15 protein-coding genes and 1 pseudogene are annotated in these 16,045 nt (G+C 69.0%); 5 read left to right on the top strand and 11 right to left on the bottom strand.

Going from position 1 to position 16,045, the window contains the following annotated elements; all coding sequences use genetic code 11:
* Positions 1-92 precede the first annotated feature (92 nt).
* From ftsH to dacB, 5 genes are all read right to left on the bottom strand, one after another.
* Positions 93-2,126 carry an ATP-dependent zinc metalloprotease FtsH gene (ftsH, locus tag ACWGID_RS01160; protein ID WP_452193238.1) on the bottom strand — a complete coding sequence of 678 codons (2,034 nt, stop codon included), beginning with the start codon at positions 2,124-2,126 and terminating at the stop codon, positions 93-95.
* 174 nt (positions 2,127-2,300) lie between these two features.
* A complete protein-coding gene (gene hpt, locus ACWGID_RS01155; RefSeq protein WP_452193236.1) occupies positions 2,301-2,852 on the bottom strand; it encodes a hypoxanthine phosphoribosyltransferase in 552 nt (183 codons plus the stop codon).
* A 5-nt stretch (positions 2,853-2,857) separates the two neighbouring features.
* The gene (gene tilS, locus ACWGID_RS01150; RefSeq protein WP_452193234.1) at positions 2,858-3,874 is read right to left on the bottom strand and encodes a tRNA lysidine(34) synthetase TilS; all 1,017 of its coding nucleotides are present in this window, start codon (positions 3,872-3,874) and stop codon (positions 2,858-2,860) included.
* A gap of 43 nt (positions 3,875-3,917) precedes the next feature.
* Entirely contained in the window at positions 3,918-5,012 is a 1,095-nt protein-coding gene (locus ACWGID_RS01145) for a zinc-dependent metalloprotease (RefSeq protein WP_452193232.1), read from the bottom strand.
* 202 nt (positions 5,013-5,214) lie between these two features.
* The gene (gene dacB / locus ACWGID_RS01140) at positions 5,215-6,591 is read right to left on the bottom strand and encodes a D-alanyl-D-alanine carboxypeptidase/D-alanyl-D-alanine endopeptidase (protein ID WP_452193230.1); all 1,377 of its coding nucleotides are present in this window, start codon (positions 6,589-6,591) and stop codon (positions 5,215-5,217) included.
* 50 nt (positions 6,592-6,641) lie between these two features.
* Between dacB and ACWGID_RS01135 the strand changes: the two genes are divergently transcribed.
* Entirely contained in the window at positions 6,642-7,130 is a 489-nt protein-coding gene (locus ACWGID_RS01135; RefSeq protein ID WP_452193228.1) for an inorganic diphosphatase, read from the top strand.
* A 4-nt stretch (positions 7,131-7,134) separates the two neighbouring features.
* Here the strand turns inward: ACWGID_RS01135 and ACWGID_RS01130 are convergent, their stop codons facing one another.
* A complete protein-coding gene (locus ACWGID_RS01130) occupies positions 7,135-7,566 on the bottom strand; it encodes a MarR family winged helix-turn-helix transcriptional regulator (protein ID WP_452193226.1) in 432 nt (143 codons plus the stop codon).
* 87 nt (positions 7,567-7,653) lie between these two features.
* Here ACWGID_RS01130 and ACWGID_RS01125 point away from each other — a divergent pair, with 87 nt between their 5' ends.
* The 4 genes and pseudogenes from ACWGID_RS01125 (at position 7,654) to ACWGID_RS01110 (ending at position 10,299) form a co-directional block, all read left to right on the top strand.
* Positions 7,654-8,616 carry a quinone oxidoreductase family protein gene (locus ACWGID_RS01125; RefSeq protein ID WP_452193225.1) on the top strand — a complete coding sequence of 321 codons (963 nt, stop codon included), beginning with the start codon at positions 7,654-7,656 and terminating at the stop codon, positions 8,614-8,616.
* A 37-nt stretch (positions 8,617-8,653) separates the two neighbouring features.
* On the top strand, positions 8,654-9,544 hold the full coding sequence (locus ACWGID_RS01120) for a LysR family transcriptional regulator (RefSeq protein WP_452193223.1): 891 nt from the start codon (positions 8,654-8,656) through the stop codon (positions 9,542-9,544).
* A gap of 85 nt (positions 9,545-9,629) precedes the next feature.
* A pseudogene (locus tag ACWGID_RS01115) lies at positions 9,630-9,776 on the top strand (NAD(P)-binding domain-containing protein); the annotation flags it as partial.
* 136 nt (positions 9,777-9,912) lie between these two features.
* Positions 9,913-10,299, top strand: a complete 387-nt coding sequence (locus ACWGID_RS01110; RefSeq protein ID WP_452193222.1) for an SDR family oxidoreductase — start codon at positions 9,913-9,915, stop codon at positions 10,297-10,299.
* A gap of 56 nt (positions 10,300-10,355) precedes the next feature.
* On the opposite strand, the gene ACWGID_RS01105 is transcribed toward ACWGID_RS01110, so the two are convergent.
* The 5 genes from ACWGID_RS01105 to ACWGID_RS01085 all read right to left on the bottom strand — a co-directional run bounded on the left by ACWGID_RS01105 (position 10,356) and on the right by ACWGID_RS01085 (position 15,977).
* Positions 10,356-11,780, bottom strand: coding sequence for a C40 family peptidase (locus ACWGID_RS01105; RefSeq protein WP_452193220.1), 1,425 nt, complete (start codon positions 11,778-11,780; stop codon positions 10,356-10,358).
* A 257-nt stretch (positions 11,781-12,037) separates the two neighbouring features.
* On the bottom strand, positions 12,038-12,862 hold the full coding sequence (locus tag ACWGID_RS01100; RefSeq protein ID WP_452193218.1) for an endonuclease/exonuclease/phosphatase family protein: 825 nt from the start codon (positions 12,860-12,862) through the stop codon (positions 12,038-12,040).
* A 94-nt stretch (positions 12,863-12,956) separates the two neighbouring features.
* Complete coding sequence (locus tag ACWGID_RS01095) at positions 12,957-14,027, bottom strand: WD40/YVTN/BNR-like repeat-containing protein (RefSeq protein ID WP_452193216.1); 1,071 nt, start codon at positions 14,025-14,027, stop codon at positions 12,957-12,959.
* A 155-nt stretch (positions 14,028-14,182) separates the two neighbouring features.
* A complete protein-coding gene (locus ACWGID_RS01090; protein ID WP_452193214.1) occupies positions 14,183-15,067 on the bottom strand; it encodes a ThuA domain-containing protein in 885 nt (294 codons plus the stop codon).
* 43 nt (positions 15,068-15,110) lie between these two features.
* Positions 15,111-15,977, bottom strand: a complete 867-nt coding sequence (locus ACWGID_RS01085) for a helix-turn-helix transcriptional regulator (RefSeq protein ID WP_452193212.1) — start codon at positions 15,975-15,977, stop codon at positions 15,111-15,113.
* Positions 15,978-16,045: the final 68 nt, after the last annotated feature.

Below are 16,045 nucleotides of genomic sequence, written 5' to 3'. Positions count from 1 at the left end.
GCCCTCCCGCGCCCCCCCCCCCCCCCCCCACCACCCCCCCCCCCCCCCGCCGGGGGCCCCCCGTTTCCTGGAGTCTCAGCTCACTTCTGGGCTCACTGGTTGGTCGGCGGCGTCGGGCCGCTGCCGTAGTCCGGCGGGCGGATCGCCTCGTCCGGGCCGACGGAACCACCGGGCAGTACGTCGGACAGCGAACCGTTCTGCTCCGCGCGGGTCGGGATCGGCATCACCGGCGGCTGGTCGGACGGGACCCGGGTGGACGAGCCGGTCCAGGCCGGCCGCCGCTCGCGCTTGACCACCGGCGTGAACACGCGGGCGATCTGGTGCTTGTCCAGGGTCTCCTTCTCCAGCAGCTCCTCGACCAGGTGGTCCAGGACCGCGCGGTTCTCGACCAGGATGTCGAAGGCCTCCTGGTGCGCGTTCAGGATCAGCTTGCCGACCTCTTCGTCGACCGCGGCCGCGATCTCCTCGGAGTAGTTCCGCTGGCTGCCGATGTCGCGGCCGAGGAACGGCTCGGCGCTCTCCTGGCCGAACTTGATCGCACCGAGCCGCTCGGTCATGCCGTACTGCGTGACCATGGCCCGGGCGAGCGCCGTCGCCTTCTCGATGTCGTTGCTGGCACCCGTGGTCGGGTCGTGGAAGACCATCTCCTCGGCGGCGCGGCCACCGAGCATGTAGGCCAGCTTGTCCAGCATCTCCGACCGGGTGGTCGAGTACTTGTCCTCGTCCGGCATCACCATCGTGTAGCCGAGCGCGCGGCCACGCGGCAGGATCGTCACCTTCTGCACCGGGTCGGAGTGCGGCAGCGCCGCGGCGACCAGCGCGTGCCCACCCTCGTGGTACGCGGTGAGCACCTTCTCCTTGTCCGACATCAGGCGGGTACGCCGCTGCGGACCGGCGATCACGCGGTCGATGGCTTCGTCCAGCGCGCGGTTGTCGATCAGCTGCGCGTTCGAGCGGGCGGTCAGCAGCGCCGCCTCGTTCAGCACGTTGGCCAGGTCGGCACCGGTCATACCGGGCGTCCGGCGGGCGACCGCGGTCAGGTCCACGTCCTGCGCCATCGGCTTGCCGCGGGCGTGCACCTTGAGGATCTGCGTCCGGCCCGGCAGGTCCGGGGCGTCGACGGCGATCTGCCGGTCGAAGCGGCCCGGGCGCAGCAGCGCCGGGTCGAGCACATCCGGCCGGTTGGTGGCCGCGATCAGGATCACACCGCCGCGGACGTCGAAGCCGTCCATCTCGACCAGCAGCTGGTTCAGCGTCTGCTCGCGCTCGTCGTGGCCACCGCCGAGGCCCGCGCCACGGTGCCGGCCGACGGCGTCGATCTCGTCGATGAACACGATCGCCGGCGCGTTCGTCTTGGCCTGCTCGAACAGGTCGCGGACCCGGGAGGCACCGACACCGACGAACATCTCGACGAAGTCCGAACCGGAGATCGAGTAGAACGGCACGCCGGCCTCACCGGCGACCGCACGGGCCAGCAGGGTCTTACCGGTACCGGGCTGGCCGTAGAGCAGCACGCCCTTCGGGATCTTCGCGCCGACCGCCTGGAACTTGCCCGGTTCCTGGAGGAACTCCTTGATCTCGCCGAGCTCCTCGATCGCCTCGTCACATCCGGCGACGTCCGCGAACGTCGTCTTCGGAGTGTCCTTGGTGATCAGCTTGGCCTTGGACTTGGCGAAGCTCATGACCCGGGAGCCGCCGCCCTGCATCGAGTTCATCAAGAAGATGAACACGACCGCGATCAGCAGGAACGGGATCAGCGTGGAGAACACCTGGCCGATGAAGCTCGGCTTCGGGTTCTCGACGTTGTAGGTCTGGATCTTGCCGTCCTGGAAGAGCCCCTGCAGGTCGCTGCCGAGCGAGTCGGCCTGCCCGTCCACCCAGTTGGCCTTGATCTTGGACCCGTCGGACTTCTCGACCCGGATCTCCTGATCGGGGTCGATCAGCGTCACCGACTTGATCGTCTTGTCGCTCGACGACTTCGCCTGCTGGATCAGCTGCACGACCTGGCCGGTCGGTTCGGACTTGTACCCGGTCGAGCCGGTCAGGAGCTGCCCGATCACCAGGACGCCAAGGAAGGCGACGACGATCCAGAACAGGGGTCCGCGGAAGATGCGCTTCACGTCCATGATCGAGGCCTAGGCCCCGTCCCTCCTAGCTCGGCAGGCCCGGGTTTGCGGGCTTGTGACGGTAACACCAGTCCAAGTGTCTCGTGCCGGGCAAGCCTGCCGACCACGAGGGTCACCGAACGACGGTACGACCTGTTGTACAGGCTGTCACCAAGTCTGCCCCGAGAGGCCGGGTCAGGAATAGACGTGCGGCGCCAGCGTCGCGACGCACCGCAGGTTCCGGTACTTCTCCGCGTAGTCCAGGCCGTACCCGACGACGAACTCGTCCGGCAGCTCCAGACCGACGTACTTCACCGGGACCTGCATCTTGGCCGCGTCCGGCTTCACGAACGCCGTGCAGAGCTCCAGCGAGGCCGGTTTCCGTGACTCCAGGTTACTGACCAGCCAGCTGAGCGTGAGGCCGGTGTCGATGATGTCCTCGACGATCAGCACGTGCCGGTTGGTGATGTCGGTGTCCAGGTCCTTCTGGATCCGCACCACACCCGACGACTTGGTCCCGGAGCCGTACGACGAGATGGCCATCCAGTCCATCTCGATGTGCCGGCTGAACGACCGGGCCAGGTCGGCCATCACCATCACCGCGCCGCGCAGGACGCCGACCAGCAGCAGGTCCTTGCCCTCGTAATCGGCCTCGATCCGCGCTGCGAGCTCCCGCAGCTTCTCGAGGATCTGCTCCTCGGTGTAATGGATCTTGGTCAGGTCCTTCTCGATGTCCGCCGCATCCACGGCGCTCAGCCTGTCACATTCGGCCCGAGGATGATGAATCCGGCCTTGCGGATGGCGCGAATCCCTTGGGGCAGATCGATCCAGCGCTGCCCGCGCCAGCCGGTCACCAGGGCGTCGACGGACGCCACATGGCCGGCGGTGAGGTCCGTGGCCCGGCAACCCGCCTCCAGCGCGGCCTGCCGCAGTACTCGGGTCCTGATCGCTGCGGGCTCGTCAGTGAGTACTGCGATCTCGCTGCGTACTTCACCTTCCCCGCGGCTCAGCGCGGTCTCGGCAACGTCCGCGGCGAGCTGATCGAGCGCATCCGCGTCCGCGCGCAGCAGCCCCGCCGTACGGGCCAGTGCCTCGACCACGCCAGGCCCCAGCGCCTCTTCGAGCACCGGCAGCACTTCGTGACGTACGCGAACCCGCGTGTACTGCGGATCGTCGTTGTGCGGGTCATGCCACGGCCGGAGCCCGCCAGCGATGCACGCGGCGGCTGTAGTGGCCCGCGGTACCTCGAGGAACGGCCGTCGCAGCAGACCGACCACTGCAGCCATCCCGGCCAGCGACCGCGCCCCGGACCCACGTCCCAGCCCGAGCAACACGGTCTCCGCCTGGTCGTCCCGCGTATGAGCCAGCAGTACGACGTCTGCGCCCAGCTCATCGGCAGCGTCGCGAAGTGCGTCGTACCGCGCTGTCCGCGCAGCGGCCTCCGGACCGCCCTCGACGCCGACCGTCACCTGCCGCACGTGGACAGGGTCCAGCCCGAGGGCCCTGCACTGGTCTGCGGCTGTCTCCGCGACATTGGCCGAGTCGGGTTGCAGACCGTGGTCCACGATGACCGCACCGGCCCGCAGACCGAGCTTCGGCGCTTCAAAGGCCGTTGCCGCTGCCAGCGCCAGTGAGTCGGTACCGCCCGAGCAGGCGACCAGGACCGTCGTGCCCTGCGGCAGCTCGGCCAGCGTGGCTCGCACCGCCTCACGTGTCCTGGCGACGGCGGGGTGCAGCTTTCCACGCCGCTGCTCGACCAGCTCCTCCATAGCCGACTCAGCCGACCCAGCCGAATCAGCTGACTGAGCCGGCTCAGCCGTGGAGTCGGGTGACCCAGGCATCCGGGTTCGCGATCTCGTTCTTGGTCGGCAGCGTGTTCGGTCCGGTCCAGACGCGGTTGAAGCCCTCCATACCGACGCGGTCCACCACCCGGCGTACGAACGCGGCTCCGTCCTTGTACTGCCGCAGTTTCGCGTCCAGCCCGAGCAGGCGCTTCAGCAGCTGGTCCACGGGGTTGCCGCTCTGCCGGCGGGACGAGAACTTCGACCGGATCGCGTCCACCGTCGGAATCACCGACGGCCCGACACCGTCCATCACGAAGTCCGCGTGGCCCTCCAGCAGCGACATCACCGCAGTCAGTCGGTCCAGGACCGCACGCTGCTCCGGGGACTGCATGAGGTCCACCAGACTCAGCTCGGCCTCACCCCGCACCGACCGGCCAAGCCGCTGCACGGCCTCGCGGAACATCGCGGCGTACGCCGAAGCGTCCAGCTCGGCCTGGTCCAGGAACAGCGCGATCTCCGAGCGCAGGTGGTCCCGCAGCCACGGCACCGCGGTGAACTGCACCCGGTGCGTCTCCTCGTGCAGACACACCCACAGCCGGAAGTCCCGCGGTACGACGCCCAGCTCGGACTCGACATGCACCACGTTCGGCGCCACCAGCAGCAGTCGACCGGTCAGACCGGGACGGTCCGGGTCGGGCTGCGCCGGGTAGAAGGGGTCGAACTGCCCGAGCACCCGGGACGACAGGAACGCGAGCAGCGCACCGGCCTCGATCCCCGTCACCCGGGACCCGACCGCGGAGGACAGACCGGCGGCCCCGTTCGCCTTCTCGCGGAGCTTGTCCGCCAGCGGCTGCAGCACGGTCCGGAAGCCGTCCGCGTTCGCCTGCACCCAGCCCGGCCGGTCCACGATCACGACCGGTGCGGTCGCCGATGTGGCCTGCAGACCGGTGAACTCGCGGACATGCCCCTCGGACTCGGCCGCGAACCGGCGCAGCTCGGCGACCACCTGGTCCGCCTCCGCGCGGCTGACCGCCGGCCCCGGGCGCACCAGCTTCCGCGCCACACCGGTCGCCAGCTGCCAGTCGACCATCTCGGTCGTGGTCCCGCCTTCCGCCGTACTCATACAACGACCCTAGGCCATCTCTCCTAATCCCCCGCCGTCGCGAGCAGGTGCTCGGCGGAGTGCCTCGGTGCGCTGGAGCGGAGGGCTCGATGTGGATTTCATCGTGCCCTTTGCTCCAGCGCGGCGAGGTGCCCGCCGAGTGCCGCGCAGTAGGCGGGGGGTTAGGAGAGATGGCCCGGTATGTCCCAACATGCGCGCCTGTTCAGCAGCCGCAGGTGGCCAGGGCTGCTGTGGTGCGGTCGAGGGCGGCGCGGGCGTCGAGGGTCTTCGGGACCGGGACGCTGTCGCTGGCGACGGCGAACACCAGCAGCGTGCCGGTGCGGTCGCGGGCGTACCCAGCGAGGCTGTGGACGCCGGTGAGCGTCCCGGTCTTCGCGTGGACCAGTCCGAGGCCCGTGCTGGTGCCGGCGGTCGTGAAACGCTCCCTGAGGCTTCCGTCGAACCCGGCGATCGGCAGCCCGGTCAACAGGTGCCGCAGCTCCGGATGGCTCTTCGACACGGCCACCCGGACCGCACCGGCCAGCAAATCGAGCGGAACCTTGTTGGCGCGCGTCAGACCGCTGCCGTCGTAGATCGTCGCCTTGGAAACGTCCAGGCCGAGACTGGTGAGCGTGGCGCGGACACCCTTGACGCCGCCGACGTACGAGCCGCCGTTCTTGGTCGCGATACCGACGTGCCGCAGCAGCACCTCGGCGCCGTCGTTGTCGCTGTGCAGGTTGATGTACTCGACGATCTGACCGAGTGTCGGCGACTTCACCTGCGCGAGCGGGGCAGCGGCGGCCGCCGCGACCGCGGGCTTGGTAGCAAGCACCTTGATGCCGTACTGCGTCAGCAGCTTCTGGAACGCCAGCGCCGCGGCCTGTGCCGGCGCAGTCGACCGCTTGGCCATACCGGGCGCCGTACGGCCCTCGTTGACCCACAGCGCCGACGTAGGAGCCGCGATGCCTTCGGGCACGTAGTTGGCTTCCCAGCGCGCGTTGATCGCCGGTCCGGTGAACAGCGAGGCGTCGTACCCCAGGGACACGGAGGCGACGCCCTGCGCCTTGAGGGCCTTCGCTGTACTCGCGGCCAGGGTCTGGAGCGTGGCGCGGGTCGGGAAGCCGTCGCTCGCGGACGGCTTGGTGGCGAGCAGCGGGTCACCGCCACCGACGAGGACGATCGAGCCCTTCCCGGCGCTCACCACCTTCGTGGCGAACGTGTGGTCCGGCCCGAGCGTCGACAGCGCCGACACCGTAGTGAGGAGCTTCAGCGTCGAGGCCGGCGTGTACGGCGTGGTCGCCCCGACCGAGAACACGGGCTTGTTCCGCGACGCGTCGTACACGTAGACCCCGTGGTGCGTGCCGAGCGACGGGTCCTTGAGGACCCCCGCGAGCACCTTGGCGACGCCGACGGCCGTCGGCGCGGCCCCCTCGGTCGTGGCGGGTGCCAGCACCGCGGGCGCCTGCCCCATGGTCTGCGCCGTGGTCTGCTGGGTGGTCTGCACGGATGCGGGTACGGCGCGCGCGCTGCTCACCAGGCTGCCGCAGCACAGCGCCGTGGTGAGGAGCGTGACGAATGCCGCACGGGCAGGTCGGGCCACCGGGCTGCTCCTGTCATTCGGTCGGTCGGAACCGTGACAGTATCTGCCGTATGGAGTTCGACGTCTTCATCGAGATCCCCAAGGGCACCCGCAACAAGTACGAGCTGGACCACAAGACGAACCGTCTGCGGCTGGATCGGACCCTGTTCACCGCGACCCAGTATCCGTCCGACTACGGGTTCATCGAGGACACCCTCGGCCAGGACGGCGACCCGCTGGACGCGCTGGTTCTGCTGCCGGAGCCGACCTTCCCGGGCTGTCTGATCCGCTCGCGCGCGATCGGCATGTTCCGGATGACCGACGAGAAGGGCCCGGACGACAAGGTCCTCTGCGTCCCGGCCGGTGACCCGCGGCAGGAGCACCTGCGCGACATCCACCACGTGCCGGAGTTCGACCGCCTCGAGATCCAGCACTTCTTCGAGGTCTACAAGGACCTCGAGCCCGGCAAGTCCGTCGAGGGCGCGACCTGGGTCGGCCGCGCGGAGGCCGAGGCCGAGATCACCGCCTCGTTCAACCGCCTGAAGTCCGAGGGGCACTGACCCTTCAGTCGCCTGACAGCCGGCGGAGCAGAGACAGCAAGGTCTTGCGCTCCGCCGCCGTCAGCGGCTCGAGCAGGTCCGCCTCGGCGGCGTAGATCAGCTGGTCCATCGCCTCCAGCTGCTGCTCGCCGGCCGGGGTGATGGCGATGATCTTGCGTCGCCGGTCCGCCGGGTCGACCCGGCGCGCCAGGAACTCCAGCTGCTCCAACTCGTCCAGCAGGCCGACGAGATCGCTGCGGTCGAACCCGATCCGGTCCGCGACCGTCGCCTGCGCCGCCTCGCCGTCGTCGGCCAGGCTGGCGAGCACGTGATAGTGCTGCGTCCGGACACCGGCCTCCGCCATGTGCTGGCGGATCAGCCGCTGGGACTGCTGACTGGCCCGCCCCAGTGCCCAGAGCACCCGGTCGGACAGCCGATGCGTCGTCCCCTTCTTCACCCCGCAACTCTATTGGCAACCTCGACCTCTGGTTATATCGTGGGAATCTCCCATTATTTCTAGCACCCACGATATGGAGTACCCACTATGCGCGCAGTGCGCTTCCAGCGCCACGGCGGTCCCGAGGTCCTGCAGCTCGACGAGGTCGACATCCCCGAGCCCGGCCCCGGCCAGGTGCTGATCCAGGCCGAGGCGATCGGCGCGAACGCGATCGACGCCGTGCTCCGCCGCGGCGGCTCGCCCTGGGACCGCCCGCTCCCCGGCACCTTGACCGGCGACATCGTCGGTCGGGTCGTCGCGCTCGGCCCCGATACCCCGCCGGGCGTCGCCGTAGGGCAGCGCGTCTCCGCGCTCACCGAAGACGCCTTCGCCGAGTACGCCGTCGCCGACGCCGGTTTCCTGGCGAGCATCCCCGAGGACGCCGACGCGGGCGAGGCCACGATGATGTCGCTGGCCGCCCCGCTCGCCCTCCGGATCCTCGAGGCCGGCCGCGTCCCGGCGGGCGGCACCGTCCTGATCCAGTCCGCCGCCGGCACCATCGGCCACCTCGCGGTCCAGCTCGCCCGCTCCCACGACCCCAAGACGATCATCGGTACGGCGTCCTCCGCGCAGCGCCTCGACTTCATCCGCGAACTCGGCGCCGAACCCGTCGACCTCACCGATCCCGACTGGCCGGCCAAGGTCCGCGCGCTGGCACCGGACGGCGTCGACACCGTCCTGGACGCGGTCGGCGGCACCGTGTTCGCCCAAGGCCTCGACCTGGTCAAACCGCTCGGCACGATGGTCTCCTACGGCGCCATCACCACCGAGGTCCCGTCGGTCCCGGTACTCGGTCTCGGCCTCCGCTCACTCACCGGCGTCTCGTTCTGGGGCTGGCAGCAGGCCCGCCCCGAGGAGGCACGCGCCGACATCGCCGAGGTCACCCGCCGCTGGCAGTCCGGCGAGCTCCGCCCGGTCGTGCACGCCACCCATCCGCTCGCGGATGTCGCACGGATCCACGAGACGCTCGACGCCCGCGCCAACCTCGGCCGGCTGATCGCCGTACCGTAGCCACCGCCGCGAGGCGTTTGCGGATAAAATCCGCCGCGTGGAGCTTCGGCAGTTGCGGTACTTCGTCGGCGTCGCCGAGGAGCTGCATTTCGGCCGTGCCGCGGAACGCCTCTATATCTCGACCCCGACGCTCAGCCAGCAGATCAAGCAGCTCGAACGTGAGATCGGGACCACGCTGCTGATCCGGCACAGCCGCGGCGTCGAGCTCACCCCGGCCGGGCAGGTCCTGCTCTCCCGGGCCCGGGAGACGATCCAGGCGGCGGGCCTGGCGCTGAAGGACACGCGCCGGGCCGCCGGCCTGGACGAGCCGGTACTCCGCCTCGGTCTGCTGAACGGCATCCCGGGCTCGCTCCCGGCCGCCCTCGAACAGCTCGCCACCGAACGCTTCCCGAACAGCACCGTCACGCTGGAGGCCGGCACTACCGCGGAGCAGCTCCGGATGCTGGTCTCCGGCGAAATCGACCTCGGCCTGGTCCGCACGCCACTGACCTTGCCCCCGGCAATCACCTCCGAGCATCTCGCCACCGAGGAGCTCGGCGTACTGCTCACCGCGTCCCACCCACTCGCCGCCCGGCCTCAGCTCACACTGTCCGACCTGACCGGCCTCGAGCTGATCTGGATCCCACGGTCCGCCGCGCCCGAGTTCCACGACGACACGCTGCGCCGGATCGGTAGCGGCGTACGGCTCAGCGACATCAGCATGAGTCATTCGCAGCTGCGCTCGGCCCTGCTCGTCCGGCGGACCGCGATCAGTCTCGGCTCCCGGCGGGCCGCGACACCGGAGGTCGTCTGGCGACCGCTCGAAGGCCGCCCGTTGGTCGCCCGGTACGCCGCGGTCTGGCGCACCGACTCGAACAATCCGGTACTCCAGGCAATGACTGTTAGTCCCGGCCTAACGGTCGTTAGCGAGCAAGTCGTGGTGGACTGACACTCCCGGTGGTTGGCTCGAAACGTCAACCACCGAAGGAGATTCAGTGCACGAACACGTAGTAGTCGTCGGCGGCAGCTCGGGCATGGGCCGCGCCCTCGCGGCCGAACTCGTTGCCCAAGGCAGCGAAGTCACCGTCGCCGGCCGCTCCGCCGACAAGCTCGACGCGGTACGTCGGGAGCTCGGCGTCCGCACCGTCGCCATAGACCTCGCCGTCGAGCAGGACATCGAACGACTGTTCGCGACCACCGGCAAGGTCAGCCACATCGTCAGCACGGCCGCCGACGTCCGCGGCGCCTACCAGCCGATCAGCGAGTACGACGTCCCCGCGGCCCGATCCGCCGTTCGACTCCAAGCTGCTCGGCCCATTGCTGCTCGCCAAGCACGGCGCACCGCTGCTCGAACCCGGCGGCTCGTTCGTGTTCACGTCGGGCATCGCGGCGTACCGTCCGGGGCCCCGGGCTTCGTTGCTCGCGGCACTCAACGGAGCACTGGCCTCGCTGGCTGCGGCGCTCGCGGTCGAGCTCGCTCCGCTGCGGGTCAACGTGGTGTCACCCGGCTGGGTGGACACCCCGATCTGGCAGGACGTCGCGGGCGACGCCGCTCCGGAGACCTTGGCCGCGATGGCGGCCCGCCTTCCGGTCGGCCGGATCGGCCGCACCCAGGACATCGCCGCGGCGATCATCGCCCTGCTCCGCAATGGTTTCATCACCGGCACCGTTCTGCACGCCGACGGCGGACACCGGCTGGTCTGACAGGGTCTGAGAAAGAAGTGTCCCCGGCACCAGGGCATTGGTGCCGGGGACAACGATCAGGGACGGCCGAAGAAGTTCGGCGGGACCCAGTAGTACACGCTGTCGATCTGCACCGGCTTCCCGGTCCGCGGCGCGTGGATCATCTGCCCGTTGCCGAGGTACAGCGCGACGTGGTGGATGGTGCCCGGATCGTTCGGGTTCAGCGCCCAGAAGATCAGGTCGCCCGGCCGCAGGTCGTCTTCCTGGATGTGCTGGATCTGCTCGTACTGCGCGACGCTGTAGTGCGGGAGCTGCACACCGGCCTTCTCCCAGGCGCCCTGCGTCAGACCCGAACAGTCCCAGCGGTTCGGACCAGTCGCACCCCACAGGTACATGTCGCCGAGCTGCTTGATCGCGAAGTCGATCGCCGCCCGCGAACCCTTCCGGGAGCCGTGGCTGCTGCCGCCGTTGTCGTTGTCCCGGGTGGGCGTCGACGGCTTGTGGCGCTTCGGCTTCTTGCCGTGGTTCTGCTTCGCCTGTTCCTTCTCCTCGCGCTCCTCGCGCGCCTGCGCGGCCGCTTCCCGGGCCCGCTCGGCCGCCTCTGCGCGCCGCTCGGCGGCCTCCCGGGCGGCGATCCGCGCCTTCAGCTCGCGGGCCTTCTTCGCGGCGAGCGCGGCGGCACGCTGGCGTGCAAGCTCCTCGAGCCCCGCCTGCCGCTGGGCGGCGACCTTCACCGAGATGTTCTGCAGGGTGGCGAGCTGCGCGATCGACTGTGTGCGCTGCACCCCCATCGCGGTCACCGCGGACGCCTGCGCGGCCTCCGCGTCCTCGGCCGCCTTCTTCGCCTTCGCGGCTTCGTCGGTCGCGTGCTTCACCTTTACGACCGCCTGGTCGGCCTGCACCTTGAACAGGTTCGTCATCACCTGCGTCGCGGAGTACCGCAGGTAGGAGCCCTGCATCGCGGCCGAGACCGAGTGCGCGGCACCGGCCGAGTCGAGCAGCTGCTGCGGCCCCTCGGCGGTGAACAGCGGCGCGATCTTCGCCACGTCGCCACCCCCTTGGTACGACGCGGCGGCGAAGCGACCGATCTGCTGCCGTTGGGTGGTCAGTGTCTTCTGCGCCTCGGCCGCGCGGGCAGCGGCGGCCGTGGCATCGGCCTTGGCCTGCTGCAGCCGGTACACGGCACCGTTGTAGGCCTCGTCGGCGATCCCGGACTGGATGCCGAGTTGCTCGAGCCGGGCGTTCGCCGCGGCGAGCTGCCGCTCGATCGCGGCGACCTGGCCGGCCTTCGAGGCGGCGGCCTGCTTGGCGCGCTCCACGGCGGCCTTGGACGGGATCACCGGCGGCTTCGGCTTCGTCGCCTCCGCCGGGAGGGTGGGGACGGCCATGGAGCCGGCCAGACAGATCGCGAGCACACCGGAGAGCAGGACCTTGCCTGCCCGGCCGGTCTTCCCAGTACTCGCGACCCGCTCACCGGACGTGGCCCTCGAGGGCGTCCGCATCGGGTCGTTCCTTCCGCCGGTCACGAACCCCTTCCCCAGGGTTCGTGAACTTTTGGTCCTCCTGGACCACATAGGTGACACTAGTTGCCTGCAGCCCCATTGGGAACAGCTTTCACACAAGTATCTTTATTTCACCCGTGTGTCGACTTGACAAACTACAAGCTTGTAATTCCGCGAACCTGCAGGTGGGCGCACGAAAACGCCCCTCCGGCCGGAGCCGGAGAGGCGATGTGTGGGACTGGTGGTGCAGGTGTGATTCAGCTGAGGACGAACGAGGCGACCACCGGCAGATGGTCCGACGCGGGCGTCACCGGTACGGCGGCCTTCGTCGGGCGCAGGCCCGCACTGTGCAGCTGGAAGTCGATCCGCTTGGTCGGGTTGTCCGCCTCGATCGTGTAACCGGGGCCCTCGCCGACCTCGACCCAGGTGTCGTCGTACACCGCGGTCAGCGTCTTGATCTCCGGCGCGGTCGGGATCGCGTTCAGGTCGCCGACGAGCAGGGTCGGGGTCTTCGAACCGCCGAGCAGCTCGACCACCTTCTGCGCCTGCTCCAGCCGCTCGGCGTTGTTGTTGCTGGTCAGGTGCGTGTTCGCGAACCGCAGCTTGGCGCCGCGCACCGTGAGGTCCGCCACCGCCAGACCGCGCTGCTCACCGGCCGGGTATTTCGGCAACAGCGTGTTCTCGAAGTCCTGGATCGGGTACTTCGACAGGATCGCGGTCCCGTACTGGCGCCGCGGCTCCCCCGGGTTCACCGGCGGGAGGTCGAGGTTGGCGGCGTACGCGTAGTGCATCCCGAGCCGCTGCGCGAACCAGGCCGGCTGGTCGACCCAGTTGCTCCGGACGTCCCAATGCCGGTCGACCTCCTGCAGCCCGATCACGTCGGCGCCGGACTTCTGGATCAGGACCGCGATCCGCTCGAGGTCGAGGACGCCGTCGATCCCGGCGCCGTGGTGGATGTTGTACGTCATCACCGTCAGCGGCCGATCCGGGCGACCCGCGTCCGGCCGGGTGTCGGGCTGGGCCGCCGCGACCGTTGGCACCACCATCAGGAACCCCACGAGGACCGTCAGCAATTTACGCATGTGACCATCCTTCCGGAAAACCGGCGACACCCGCTCAACAAGCGAGTGTCGCCGGTCTGAACGCGAGCGGGCGTCTGGGTTCTACGTCTGGGGTCTAGTGGACGAGCCGGCCGACGGCACCCTTCGCGCCGGAGGCCCAGCAGCCGGCCTGAACGCCGTGACCGGCGCACTCGACGCTGTCGAAGCTGCCGTCGTAGAACTGCGTCCAGCTCCGCCCGCCGTCCAGGCTCACGTCGCTCCCGGACGGACCGACCGCCACGACGGTCAACGGCGACCACGGCACGAAGTGCGAACCGCTCCGGTACCCCTTCGGTGCCTTGTCCGCCGCGACCAACGTCCACGTCCGGCCGCCGTCGTAGGTGACCGAGGCCGCGTTCACCGCTTCGGTCGGCTTGGTGAAATCACCGCCGAGCGCGACACCGAACAACGGGTTCCGGAACGCGAGGCTGAAGATTCCAGCCGCCTCGCCACTGGCCATCGGCGAATCGCCGACCTTCCAGTGCCGACCGCCGTCGATGGTCCGGAACACCCGCGGCCGATCGCCGCCTCCGGTCGCGAACCACGCCGTACCGCCAGGACCGGCGACCAGGCAGGTGCCGCTCGCGGCGAATGCGAACTCACCGGGGAGCGCGGCCGGCATTCCGTCGGCCGGCTGGACTTTCCAGGACTTTCCACCGTCGGCGGTCGCGGCGATCCGGAACTTTCCGTCCACCGGATCGCTCAGCGCCAGACCGTGCTTTCCGTCATGAAAAGCGAAGCAGTCGTAGAACGCGTTCGGGTCCGTGTTCCGGAACGTTTCCGACCAGGTCTTTCCGCCGTCGGCCGTGCGGTAGACCCGGGAGTCCTCGCCGGTGCCGATCGTCAGGGCGACCGCGCGTTGCGCGTCGAACGCCTCGACGTCACGGAACTGCAGTTTCTCCGCACCGGCCGGACTGACGTTCTGCCAATGCTTGCCACCGTCGATCGTCCGCAGCACCGTCCCTTCGGTCCCACCCACCCAGGCGACGTCCTTGCTGACCGCCGCGAGACCGCGGAACTGCGCCGTACTTCCGGTCGGCGTCATTTCCCAGCGGTACGACGATCCGCCGTGCGCCTGGGCGGGAAGAACCTGAGACATCACCAACAGACCTCCTGCCGCGAGAGCGGCCACACGCAGGATTCTCATGCGCCGCAATCTAACCGCAGCCCAGGCCGCCCGCAGCTCGATCGGCCCGGCCGCGAGTCAGGCCGTCGTCAGCGTGAAGGACTGCGCCGGACCACCGTCGCAGGTGAGTTGGACGAGTTGCGTGCTGTCCGCGGCGGAAACTCCGGTCACGTCGATCACCTTGGTCGCGTCGGTGCGGGTTGGTCGACCGGCGGAGTCGTTCCGGCGCCGCCCAGCCATTTCAGGGCGTCCATCACGAACTGGTTCTGGGCCGGGCTGTCGAAGGTCGACGAGAGTCGGGTGTTGGTCTCGTAGTTCATCGCGTTGTGGCCGAAGTTCGCGTAGATCATCTTGTAGTTCTTGTTCGTCCAGATGATCGGGTAGTAGCCGCTGTACCAGGTCTGGTTCGGATCCGTCCCGACCGGGAAACTGGACGGATCGACGGACGCCAGAATCTGGATGTCCGGATTGTTCCGCAGATCGTTCTGCCAGCTGTACCACTCGCTGACCGACGAGCGGAACGTCGCGCCGGTGTTCACCAGCGCCGGGTGCGAGCGGTTCTCGGTCCGCAACGTCACCGCGGTCGGTCCCCACGTGTTGGACTGGAACCGGCCGGTGCCGAGGAACGTGTTGTTGAACCACGGCCACCCACCACTGGCGTCGTTGTACGCCGAGACGTGGAAGCCGAAGAACGCACCACCGTTGTCCATGTAGTGCTTGAACCCGTTGCGTTGCGCGTCGGTGTGCGGCGAGTCGTCGAGGAACATCACCACCTGGTACTGCGCCGCGCTCAGCATGTTCAGCTGATCCCAGTTGTTGGTGGCCGTGTAGGAGAAACCGTTGTCGGCGCCGAACTGCGGGAAGCGCTGGTTCGCTTCCTTCTCGAAGTCGATGTGGGCGGCGTCCCAGGTCCCGCTGTAGAACGCGAGCACCTTGAAGGTCGCGTCAACCGTGGCGACCGCGGTAGAGGTGAGCCCGCTGATCAGCAGGACCAGCGCCAGCAGGCCAGTGAGTAGGCGAGTGGACAGGATTGTGGGCAGGCGAAATCGATCGGAAAGCATGGGGGCGGACCTTTCCGTCAGAACCTTTATGAAATTTCAGGACTTAAATTAACTCCCGATCAAAACCCTGTCCAGAGTTCATCGCCTGACTTCCCAGAACGCCGAGCAACCGCAACCTCTCGGCGCTCTCGCTGCCTGGCTCCGCGGTGAACACGATCAGCGTCTGCTGCTGATCACGGTTGTCGATCAGCTCGCAGTACAGCTCCAGCTCGCCGACCACCGGATGCCGGAATCGCTTGGTCCTGCTGTGCCCGTCCACGACTTCATGCGCGTCCCAGATCGCGGCGAACTCCGGGCTGAGTTTCTGTAACTCGCTGACGATCGAGGCGGCGTACGACTTCGGGCCGTCGACGGTCGCGACCGTTCGCAGCTTCGAGACCAGGACGCGGCTGTGCGTGCCGACCTCCGGCTCGGCGTACAGCGCCCGGGTCTCCGGATGGGCGAACCAGCGGTAGACCTCGCTGCGCTCCAGCCCGTCGTAGTTGGTCTGCTCGCCGGCGAACGCGACATGAGCCGGCGTTTGAGCAAGGGTCTCGCCGTGGCGGTTCAGCAGCAGCGCCGGGGTGTCCTGCAGGCGATCGAGGATCCGCAGCATGCCCGGGTCGACGTGGTCGGGACGCGTGGTGCGCGGCGGCGTACCGTGGCCGGCCAGCAGGAACATGTGGTCGCGCTCGGCGAGGGTCAGCCGGAGCGCGCGAGCGATCGCGGTGAGCATCTCCACCGACGGCTGCGGTCCGCGGCCGCCCTCGAGCCGGCTGTAGTAGTCGGCCGACATCGATGCCAGCGCGGCGACCTCCTCGCGCCGCAGACCCGGCGTACGGCGGCGACGTCCGCGGGGCATGCCGACGTCCTCGGGTTGCAGGGCCTCGCGGCGTTTGCGCAGGAAATCGGACAGGTCGGCGTACTCCATGGTTCCAGTGTCCACGGCGTGCGGTCGTTAGCCACTGCTTGCCGAGCAGTGGCTGAGCGCAGCCTGGT

Source organism: Kribbella sp. NPDC054772 (assembly GCF_053611945.1).
The sequence above is the reverse complement of the archived record's forward strand: the minus strand, read 5'-3'. Positions and strand labels throughout refer to the sequence as shown.

What these genes read in the sequence shown, in the direction of transcription:
- ACWGID_RS01090 (WP_452193214.1), bottom strand. Translation starts at nt 15,067, where the DNA reads ATGCTTTCCGATCGATTTCGCCTGCCCACAATCCTGTCCACTCGCCTA.
- ACWGID_RS01125 (WP_452193225.1), top strand. Translation starts at nt 7,654, where the DNA reads ATGCGCGCAGTGCGCTTCCAGCGCCACGGCGGTCCCGAGGTCCTGCAG.
- ACWGID_RS01145 (WP_452193232.1), bottom strand. Translation starts at nt 5,012, where the DNA reads ATGAGTACGGCGGAAGGCGGGACCACGACCGAGATGGTCGACTGGCAG.
- ACWGID_RS01105 (WP_452193220.1), bottom strand. Translation starts at nt 11,780, where the DNA reads ATGCGGACGCCCTCGAGGGCCACGTCCGGTGAGCGGGTCGCGAGTACT.
- tilS (WP_452193234.1), bottom strand. Translation starts at nt 3,874, where the DNA reads ATGGAGGAGCTGGTCGAGCAGCGGCGTGGAAAGCTGCACCCCGCCGTC.
- ACWGID_RS01085 (WP_452193212.1), bottom strand. Translation starts at nt 15,977, where the DNA reads ATGGAGTACGCCGACCTGTCCGATTTCCTGCGCAAACGCCGCGAGGCC.
- ACWGID_RS01100 (WP_452193218.1), bottom strand. Translation starts at nt 12,862, where the DNA reads ATGCGTAAATTGCTGACGGTCCTCGTGGGGTTCCTGATGGTGGTGCCA.
- ftsH (WP_452193238.1), bottom strand. Translation starts at nt 2,126, where the DNA reads ATGGACGTGAAGCGCATCTTCCGCGGACCCCTGTTCTGGATCGTCGTC.
- ACWGID_RS01135 (WP_452193228.1), top strand. Translation starts at nt 6,642, where the DNA reads ATGGAGTTCGACGTCTTCATCGAGATCCCCAAGGGCACCCGCAACAAG.
- ACWGID_RS01095 (WP_452193216.1), bottom strand. Translation starts at nt 14,027, where the DNA reads ATGAGAATCCTGCGTGTGGCCGCTCTCGCGGCAGGAGGTCTGTTGGTG.